6 protein-coding genes and 1 pseudogene are annotated in these 9,459 nt (G+C 32.1%); 1 reads left to right on the top strand and 6 read right to left on the bottom strand.

The window, feature by feature from the left end:
- Positions 1-736: 736 nt before the first annotated feature.
- Positions 737-1,315, bottom strand: a complete 579-nt coding sequence (locus BAQ49_RS33160; protein WP_071747742.1) for an NAD(P)-dependent alcohol dehydrogenase — start codon at positions 1,313-1,315, stop codon at positions 737-739.
- A gap of 93 nt (positions 1,316-1,408) precedes the next feature.
- The gene (locus tag BAQ49_RS34365) at positions 1,409-1,531 is read right to left on the bottom strand and encodes an alcohol dehydrogenase catalytic domain-containing protein (protein ID WP_116733509.1); all 123 of its coding nucleotides are present in this window, start codon (positions 1,529-1,531) and stop codon (positions 1,409-1,411) included.
- 643 nt (positions 1,532-2,174) lie between these two features.
- Between BAQ49_RS34365 and BAQ49_RS26655 the strand changes: the two genes are divergently transcribed.
- Positions 2,175-3,521, top strand: coding sequence for a SpaA isopeptide-forming pilin-related protein (locus tag BAQ49_RS26655; protein WP_071747743.1), 1,347 nt, complete (start codon positions 2,175-2,177; stop codon positions 3,519-3,521).
- Between the two features lie 324 nt (positions 3,522-3,845).
- Here BAQ49_RS26655 and BAQ49_RS26660 read toward each other — a convergent pair.
- The 4 genes and pseudogenes from BAQ49_RS26660 to BAQ49_RS26680 all read right to left on the bottom strand — a co-directional run.
- Positions 3,846-4,497 (bottom strand): annotated as a pseudogene (locus tag BAQ49_RS26660) (IS6 family transposase).
- Between the two features lie 228 nt (positions 4,498-4,725).
- Positions 4,726-6,816 carry a right-handed parallel beta-helix repeat-containing protein gene (locus BAQ49_RS26665; RefSeq protein ID WP_071747744.1) on the bottom strand — a complete coding sequence of 697 codons (2,091 nt, stop codon included), beginning with the start codon at positions 6,814-6,816 and terminating at the stop codon, positions 4,726-4,728.
- A gap of 619 nt (positions 6,817-7,435) precedes the next feature.
- Positions 7,436-7,660 carry a hypothetical protein gene (locus BAQ49_RS26675; protein WP_071747745.1) on the bottom strand — a complete coding sequence of 75 codons (225 nt, stop codon included), beginning with the start codon at positions 7,658-7,660 and terminating at the stop codon, positions 7,436-7,438.
- A 545-nt stretch (positions 7,661-8,205) separates the two neighbouring features.
- Positions 8,206-9,459 (bottom strand): zinc dependent phospholipase C family protein (locus tag BAQ49_RS26680; RefSeq protein WP_071747746.1); only part of this gene is annotated, 1,254 nt, incomplete at its 5' end.

A 9,459-nucleotide genomic window follows, 5' to 3' on the forward strand; every position in this document is an offset into this window, starting at 1 on the left:
TTAATAGAGGTATAATTTTTGTCTAAACGTACAAATATGTAATATTGCATATAGAAATGTATTGTTATAAATGTAAGCGCTTACTATAATAAAGATATAAAGATTCACCACATCATAATACGAAAAAAAGGAGGAAATCATATGGCAATCGCAATGGCAGTTTTAAAATTTGTAGGTGGAATCATTCCATTTGTACAAGAACTTTTAAAAGCAGTAATGTAAGTTCATTATTCCGCAATTATTTATAAAAATTATCATACAAATGATCTGTACATCAAAAGTGAATTGATGTGCAGATCATTTGTGTGAGCAAAGTCCCTTTAGCCTTATTAAGGGACTTTTTTTAATTTCTACATACTTGAGGTTCCATCACATCAACATCAAATTAAAGCACTTAAATATGGATCTACAAACAAAAAGAACTAGTATCATACTAATTCTTTTTGTTTATTTAGAATAAATAAAATTTAAAAAACACATAAATATTCATGTTACACTATATTATGACACTCAATTTTGTTTATACCATACAACAAAACTAAACTAATCCCTTATCTATAATAGATAAGGGATTAGTTTGTATAAATAATTTTAATCCTGTCCAGAGATTAAAAACCATATTAAAAGTTTACATAACCCCACTTATCGGTATTCAATATATCTAGAAAAAACCCCTTCAGCTTACTTGCTGAAGGGGATTCGTATTTACATAATTCCCGTTAGCGGAAGACACGAATTAAGACTGAGCTATGGTAATAATAATAATTTCTCCTAAGATACCACGATTTTCAGCATGTCGATGGGCTTCAACAATTTGCTCCATTGGATAGATGGAATTGATGGCGGGAACTATATCACCATTATTGACCAACTGTGCAAGGTGTGTGAGCTTTTTGCGATTAGGAAACGCAATTACCAAACGGGTTCGGTGCTGTCCGTACCGTGCAGAAAGAAGAACACTGAATAGACCTCTTATTGGTTTTTCAGCATCAAATGCAATTGTGAGCAATTTTCCATCTGGTTTAAGTTTCTTTCTAAATGCTTTAAGATCTTTTCCTGCTGTATCAAAGATGATATCAAACAACTCGAGTTCTTCAGATGATGTTTTGCGATAGTCGAATACTTCATCCGCACCATAGTTTATTACTGCATCCATGGTAGTTTTTGAAACGAGGACTGTAACATGTGCTCCAAGTGCTTTTGCAATCTGTATGGCGAAAATACCGACACCTCCTGCTCCACGTATAAGGACTCGATCACCAGCTTTTATGTTCCCTTTATCACTAGAGCAATTAGAGCTGTGACTCCTGCACAAGGCAATGCTGCAGCTTCTATTGGAGACATTTGAGATGGCATTAACGAGGGCTTGTTTACGTTTATAACAACATATTCAGCTGTAGCATTGGTATTAGTTGTAGTATTTCCCCACACCACCAACCTTGAAGTCCGTGACATCAGGTCCTAACTTGTCCACTATCCCTACTACATCTTGACCAATGGTTTTAGGGAATTTTGAAAGTACGTTAGTTATCTTACTGGCTGTACCTTTTCATACATTTAAGTCACCTCCGTTGATGGAAGTGGGAAACATTTTGACAAGTACTTCTCCCTTATTTGCTTGGGGAATGGGGGTTTCCTGAATTTCAAGAACTTCTGGGCCTCCGAACCGATTGTACACAACTCTTTTCAAACTTTTTAACAAAACCAATTTAATAATATAACATAAAAAAATCTAAAATTTCATGCAATATTGCATGAAATTTTAGATTGCAAGCCATATACTTTCTAAATATAATAAATATAAATATAGCCGAAATTTCTGAAAATACAGATATGCGTTTTGTGAAAGAAGATGGAATAGAGGAAACATCTATTTCATAGGTAGATTATTAAGTGTATTTATTTTTTGATACATAAATCACACTTTAAAAATTGATTTTTCGAATCATTTTTTAATAATATAAAATAATATTTACGCCAGTACTTTAGGTAATATCTTTAACAAATATCATGAACTCAATTAAACAATAAAGATCATCAGAATATATGATACTATAACATAATCTTTATTTACGCCCTGAATTTTCCGAATAATTAAAATAAACTTACTTTTACAACAGGTACAATTAATATGTAGGATTTATCCTAAAAATTTGATGAATGGTGGGAATGAAATGAACCGCAAGATGTTAACAAAATGGTTTGGAATTATAAGTTTAATCATTATGTTGCTAGGAGTTTCTATGCCACAAGCAGCAGCCGAGATAATACATCAAGAAAAATTTCAAATGAACTGGAATTATATTAAATTCAAAGGTACTGAAGTAAAGGTAAAGTCAGACTTTCTAAGAACGTCATCAAAAGATGTTGCGTATTGTTTATCACCTGAGTTGAATTCACCTAATGGAGATAACCTTTCTGAAATTGGAAAAGAGGATGATTTTGTATATCGTGTCTTACTTTATGGATACCCTCAAAAAACGCCAGCAGAATTAGGGGTTTCTTCAAAAGAGGAAGCCTATTATGCAACTCAATTAGCTATCTGGATTGCATCTAAAAAAATTGAACTCGCCGATTCAAAAACAGAAAACCAACAGATATATAACCTTGTAAAACATCTGGTAGAAAAAGCTTCTAAAGGTACTGAAGTGCAGGAAACATATTTGAATATAATACCTAATGGAAAACAAACTGTAGAAAAAAATGGAGACTATTTTGAAACAAATTTATATATGGTTCAATCAAATGCAGTATCTGGAGTATATTCCGTTCAAATTGAGGATGCACCAGAAGGAGTTCAAATTATAAATGAACAAGGTGAAAAAAAGAATGAATTCTCTATCAAGGAAAATTTTAAAGTTCTGATTCCGAAAAACACACCAAGTGGAAATTTCAAGTTAAGAGTAAATACAAAATTTCAGAGTTTACAAGCAGTTATCTTTGATGGACAACAAAGGGTTCAAAATACAACTGCCTTATTACCAAGAACGCGCGAGAAAAGCAGTGCAGATATAGTAGTAAAATGGGAAATGTTAGGATCTTTAAAAATTATGAAGGTAGGAGAAAATAGAGAAGTCTTAAAAGGGGCTGTGTTTGAGGTTGTAAGTGAAAATGGGAATTTCATAAAAGAAATCACTACAGCTGAGAATGGAATTGCTACATTAAATAACCTTCCTACTGATACGTATGTTATAAAAGAAATTCAAGCTCCAGAGGGATATGTACTTGATCCTACAATAAAAAAATTAGAAGTAAAAACTGGCGAGATAGCAGAAATAAAAATCAAGAATCGAAAAATAAAAAGTGACCTAGAAATCAAAAAAGTGCATGCTACATATGAAAACGCTAAACAATCTTATGATACACAAAGTAAAAAGCACACAGAAGAAAAGGATCTTGCAAGTAAAGAAAAGCATTACCTGCCATCAGCAGGAACAAAGCTTCCAACGACCCCATTTGTAGGACTAGGATTTATTATTTTAGGAATCTATATATTAAAAATACGAAAATATCATGGTTAAAATCTATAAACAATAAAGGTTTGTTACTAATGCTTAAAGCTAAATATGCTAAGAAATGTTTTGTAAAAAATGTAGATTATAACTACTACCACAAATGAAAGCGCTTTCTGAATGTGCAACTATTAAAAAAGGTTCTATTACAAAGTTTCTTACTATCAAATTAGATGAAGTATTTTCCATTAACTATTATGAAACCATAAATAATTTTTGTAATTCACTTCACGTCGAAAAACAGGAGTCTAGTTTAAGACTTCTGTTTTGGGTTCTGGTGCAAAAATAAAACACAAGGGAATAAAGCATATATATTCCTAACGGAATCGTATCTTATGTTGCAAGTCCAAACAATTGATGGATAAATTCTTTTTGATTTTGTGCAGACTGGCTCCGTAAAGCAATCTGTTCTTTTTTTAATCATATGCATGGCTTCTACTCCAGAAAGAATGGATGTAGCTGTGTCAAAAGATTTAAGGCCTAGCATAGAACGGATTCGCTTCTTTATAAAGCGATGATCTTGTTCTACTATGTTATTCAAGTACTTTTGTTGTCTAAGTCGCATACCGTTAGGTATGCTTTTTTCTTTTTTTAACTGTTCAATTGCTATAGGATAAGCTGGATTCTTATCGACTGTTATCACACGTGGCTTTGAAACATGAAAAGACCGCAAAGCTTTCTTGAAAAAGCGCTTTGCAGCCTTATGATCTCTTGTTTTGCTTAGGCAAAAATCGATTGTGTTTCCGTTCGAATCAACAGCACGATACAGGTACATCCATTGACCTTTTACTTTGATATATGTTTCATCGACTCTCCAAGAGTCATTTATTTGTTTGAGGTAACGTCGGATTCGTTTGTCCAATTCAGGACCATACTGATGAACCCAACGCATAATCGTTGTATGAGAAATGGATAAACCACGTTCCTCCATCATTTCCACCAAATCACGAAAACTTAGGTTATACCGTAGGTACCATCTTACCATTAATAAGATAATATCAGGCTAATAGTGCTTCCATTTGAACCAATTTTTCTTTTCCATACCGATCACACCCTTTTAGAGTAATAGTATCAGTATGTCCAAGTTTTAGAGATTACTTGTAATTACCTTGAAGTCTTTGCACCAGAACCTTCATTTGGATTGAATACAGAATTTAAACTTAATGAATTGGTGGATGTAGAATAAAAACAGGCTGACTCGAAAGAGCCAGCTTTAATTCACAGCAGGTAAATTGATATTTGTAAAGGTGTTATTCGAATTGATGAAGTTACGAATATGATTTTTATTTGTGTAATATTTTAAATTCAATGGTGCTGTTCCTGTATAAACAAATCCATTGTCTTTTAAAATTAACTCGTTTACTCCCGCTGCTGCTCCTGAAGCTAAGAGAGAAGCGAATGCTGGATTATTAATAGTAACTTTGCATTTCTCTACTACATAAGTTGTATATGGACGATTAGTATCAGATAAGAATAAATTATTTTTCGTATTAATCGAGATAGCACAGTCTTCCAGTGTAGTGTATGGTACTTGATTATCCACATTTGTAATACCAACTTCGCAAGTTGTATCTATAAGTTTTGATTTAGCAACTCTAATATTCATTGGACTCCCACTAAACAAATGATTTCTCAACTCGCAATTAAGAAGTTCTGACCTTGTGAACTCACAAACGTCTACAGTTTGAGTATTAGGATTTTCTGATCTGACTCGTAAATTTTCGAATCTACAGCTATCATATTCTTTAACTTTAAACGTCATCTCTCTTTGTGTTAAAACCGATTTAAAGGTACATTTGCTTATTTTGTTTGCTTTTATCCATGGTGTGGTAGTCGAATTTTCTGTAAAAACAATATAATTATTATCAAATGTGCAATTATCTCCCAATGCAACGAAATCAGGGTTTACGTATTGATTGTTAGATAAAGAAACCCTATACGAATCATTAGTTAAATTCATATTACCACCTGTGAAACTATTGTCTATAATATTCACAAACGCCGTACTAAAATTAGAAGTCATGAGTCCAATGTTATTTTGACAGTTGTATAAGAAATTATCCTTAATAGTTGCATGCATTAAAGAATAAAGATTAACCGCTAGGTAATCTATATTGTAAATGTGATTATGTTCTATTAAGACATCATAGCAACCAACTAAAATACCGTGATAACTGCCGTAAATTTCGTTATCTTTTATGGTACAGCTTGCTCCGTATGAATCTTCCATGTTTATTGAATAACGAGTTGGATTGTTGAAAATAGGTTTTCCATCCAAAAACCTAACCAATCCTTTTCCATTATCGCGGATTTTATTATTTATAACTTCGTTGTAATTCCCCCCTAAAGTTATACCACCCCTATGCCCATTAAAAACCTCGCATTTTTCAACAGTGTTATGGTGAGGGATACCACCAAACATAATTGTATATTGCAGATTCTTATTTACATTGTTTTCATTATAAAATTGAAGCCTAAATTTCATTGCGTTAACTGGGATTGAAATATCTGTATAGATTCTTCTTTTCTTCATAACCCCTATGAAATTGTTGTTATTATCGTAAAAGAAGATATCCAAGTCTTTACTATTTAAATTTGTTGTTCTAGCGTATCCTGCTCCAGCTATAAGAAAGGAAGTAATCTTTGGTGTTAAATCTTGAGGTATATTTAACATCTTTGTTGTGAGTGTATTCGTAGAGGTAATAGGTTGTCCAGTGTTGTAATCTAAGGCACTCAAAGTAAGACCTTGATCAAATTCTCCATAGTCAAATATCGAGTTTGAGCTAAATGAAATATTATCACCCATATAATCGCGAACCTTACAATTTTTCACAGAACAATAATTTGAACTTTTTTGAAAGAGAATACCATACGTATTCTCCACTGCTACTTCTAAAGGATTAGAGAAACTTCTGTCGTCCCTACACCCAATTATAGTTCCACCAAATAAATTAGAATTGGTGACTTTACTAAATACGATACTATTCCCTTTGAAGTTGTAATAATCAGTAGTTGTTCTATTGTCAAATGGCGATTTTTTATTAGAATCGTATATAACTTTTAATGTCGATCCATTTAAATTAAAATCTAAATTGGAAACCATAACAATCTCACGTGGATAACATAGAGCGTAATTGCCTTTTGGAAGAATAACTTCAGAGTAATTATTAGATGCTGCATATTGTAGCGCATTGTTTATCCCCTGGATATTCTTATCAGCTTGTATATAATCTGCATCTACATAGGGTTTAGTAGGTAATCCTTCTTTTATGCCCCACTGATTTAATTCAATTAAATAATCCAATTATTATCACCTCTTAAATTTCTTAATATAGTATATTCATTGATAAAAGAAACCGTCCCCTAAAAGGAGACGGTTATAAAAATCATTTCACATATACATAGGCTTCGTTTTTTCATTTCCATATTTACAATCCTCCCCCTTTTCATCCATAATTTCAAAATGGAGAGAGATTAAGGACTGATTATTAATGCATATTCTAGAAAAATTAAACGAGGCCTTCACCTTAGAAGCTCAGGAATCATCACCGAGTAAAGTGGCTATTCAAGAATTAAAAAAATTCTCATCAATAAATATCCTTACATTTTTTATGCTTTTATTCCGTTTCAAACAATACGATAAATCTATGTTTATCTGATAACGTTTTTCTTCGATTTCACTCTTTGTTATTAATTCCTGGCTGTTTTTTAAAGCAACTTTATAACTGCAACGCCCAATGAAACAATTGATATTATCGTACCAATTGTCCATAAATTTGTATCCATATAATCAAAATAACGCTATTCTTTTTGTAAAAATATATAGAAGGGATGGTGTATTTTTTCATTTTAAGGAAATTTAGTTTTGTTATCTTTCCCTAATAACAAACAAGACGCCAACCAGATCATGAATTACTATTGGTTTAATCATTAACAAGTATATCTGGGCCCTTTTTCAACATATATGTAAAACCTGAAATAAATACGATACTAAATATAATAATGGAAGACCACATATTAAAATGAAATTCTTTACCTATAACTAAATAATAGATGTTATGGACCAAGAAATTAGCACCTATGATAACCCCACCTAACATTGAACTAATTACAAGGCTGATTAAATAAAATTTGAGCTTCTGAAACATTTCCCCTCTACTCCTTTTCTAAAATCAACTTTATTCAGGATATTTTAGAAAATTATACCATTTATTTTTCTGATATTCTTAAATCTATAATATATTTAAGGTTATTTTAAGAGAAGAAGGATTGCCTATCCAAATGTTCATTTTAGGGTCTCACCAACATGCCCATCAAGGTAATGAAACTAGTTGCTCCAAAACAAAAAAATGTATATTTTTACCTAGATATTCCAATTTTCTCATTTTGGGGGTATTTGCCTTTATTAGCTTGTTGGCGATGGGGAGTAACCCATAGAAAAGGAAATCCAAAGGGATAAAACGATGCAACTTCTGTATAAACAGTACATCTTCTTTATAAACGGTACGACTTTATTTCAAAGCTACAGTATTTTATTCTTTTTAACAGATTGTTTAGAATAATTTAAAGATAAAAAAGCTCATCTTTTATGAAAAAAGAGATGGGCTTTTTTGTTTGTTGCCAATAAGTGAAGTTACTTGACGTTTACGGATAAAAAACACTCGTTCTGATTAAGGACGAGTGTTTTTTTAGTTTATCTAACAGGTATAAACTTCCATGAGCTAGGTTTTTGTTTTTTTCCACCTAGTACGATCCAATTTTTCTCTGCATTTATATTTTCATAATTTAATGGATAGTCATCTGTAAAAATATTATATTCTGTAGGTTTATCCAGGTTAATTTTAATTTTAAAGTCAGCTAAACTATCCGATTTTTGAGCAAGGTGAATCCAACTAGAATAATTAGACCAATTTAAATATTGAAATTGATCGTAATTTGAGTGCTTCATGCGAAGATATATACTCTCCCCGTGGTGTAGCTTTGCATCATTTTCTTTGTAGAATTCAAATGCTATAGGTGTACCAGATAAAGCATTGTTTTCTTTACTTGCAAGTGAGACATAATCATAACGGTTTGCTACATACCATTCAAATGTTAGACCTTGATAAGGAGATTCACTTGGTACGATATAATAGTTTTTCCCTGCTTCTATGACGTTTCCTTCTATATCATAGATTAATGCAGTCTCTATACTTGGAGCTTTCACATTTTCAGTAAAAGTTTTAAACCAAAGATTTAAGAAACCTGCTGTATTGCGCTGAGCTTCTCCTAAGCTTCGCTGCACAGCTGGGGTAACCATTTCTTGCCACAATTGTGCCTTACCACTATTATAATACTTAAATGTTTTATCATTAGTAATATTTTGGATTTCAGGTTTAGCTACTCGGGCTGCATAATCAATCCATTCTTCAGGTGTGGATAGAGAGTCGTTATAATTCCCTCCAGTATTGACTGCAAATTGATTTTGAATGGTTGTAACATAATTTTCAAAGTAGCTATGATATTTTATAGCTCTCGTATCAATTGCGGTAAAATTTGCTGCATGCATAGGTTGGGTAGCATCTGTAAAGTAGTGCGTGGCTACTCCTAAGTAATAGAAAGCTTTTTCATAGTCTTTATTTCGTAAATGTTCTCCAGATTCATAAAAGTATTTCTTACCTTGTGTAAGAGCCGTTGGATTTGTTTCTCCTCTATAATTTTCTTTAGTATCAGGATCATAAAAATGGGATTTCCATCCGCCTTTAAAAACGCCGCCTATTCCTGTTCCACCATCGTTAAACTCTGCATTATAATCTGCATCATATAATCCTTTAGAAAATAGATCCTTATATTGCGGATAATTTAAAAAGTCCACAGCCTGCTTATTTGCTTCAATATTAGATTCTGTTTTCATAATTTCAATAGCTTGTTTTGCAATCCATAAATGTGTACTTTTATCAGAATGATA

It is taken from the genome of Bacillus proteolyticus (genome assembly GCF_001884065.1).
Taxonomy (GTDB): Bacteria; Bacillota; Bacilli; order Bacillales; family Bacillaceae_G; genus Bacillus_A; species Bacillus_A proteolyticus.

What these genes read in the sequence shown, in the direction of transcription:
- BAQ49_RS26655 (WP_071747743.1), top strand. Translation starts at nt 2,175, where the DNA reads ATGAACCGCAAGATGTTAACAAAATGGTTTGGAATTATAAGTTTAATC.
- BAQ49_RS26675 (WP_071747745.1), bottom strand. Translation starts at nt 7,660, where the DNA reads ATGTTTCAGAAGCTCAAATTTTATTTAATCAGCCTTGTAATTAGTTCA.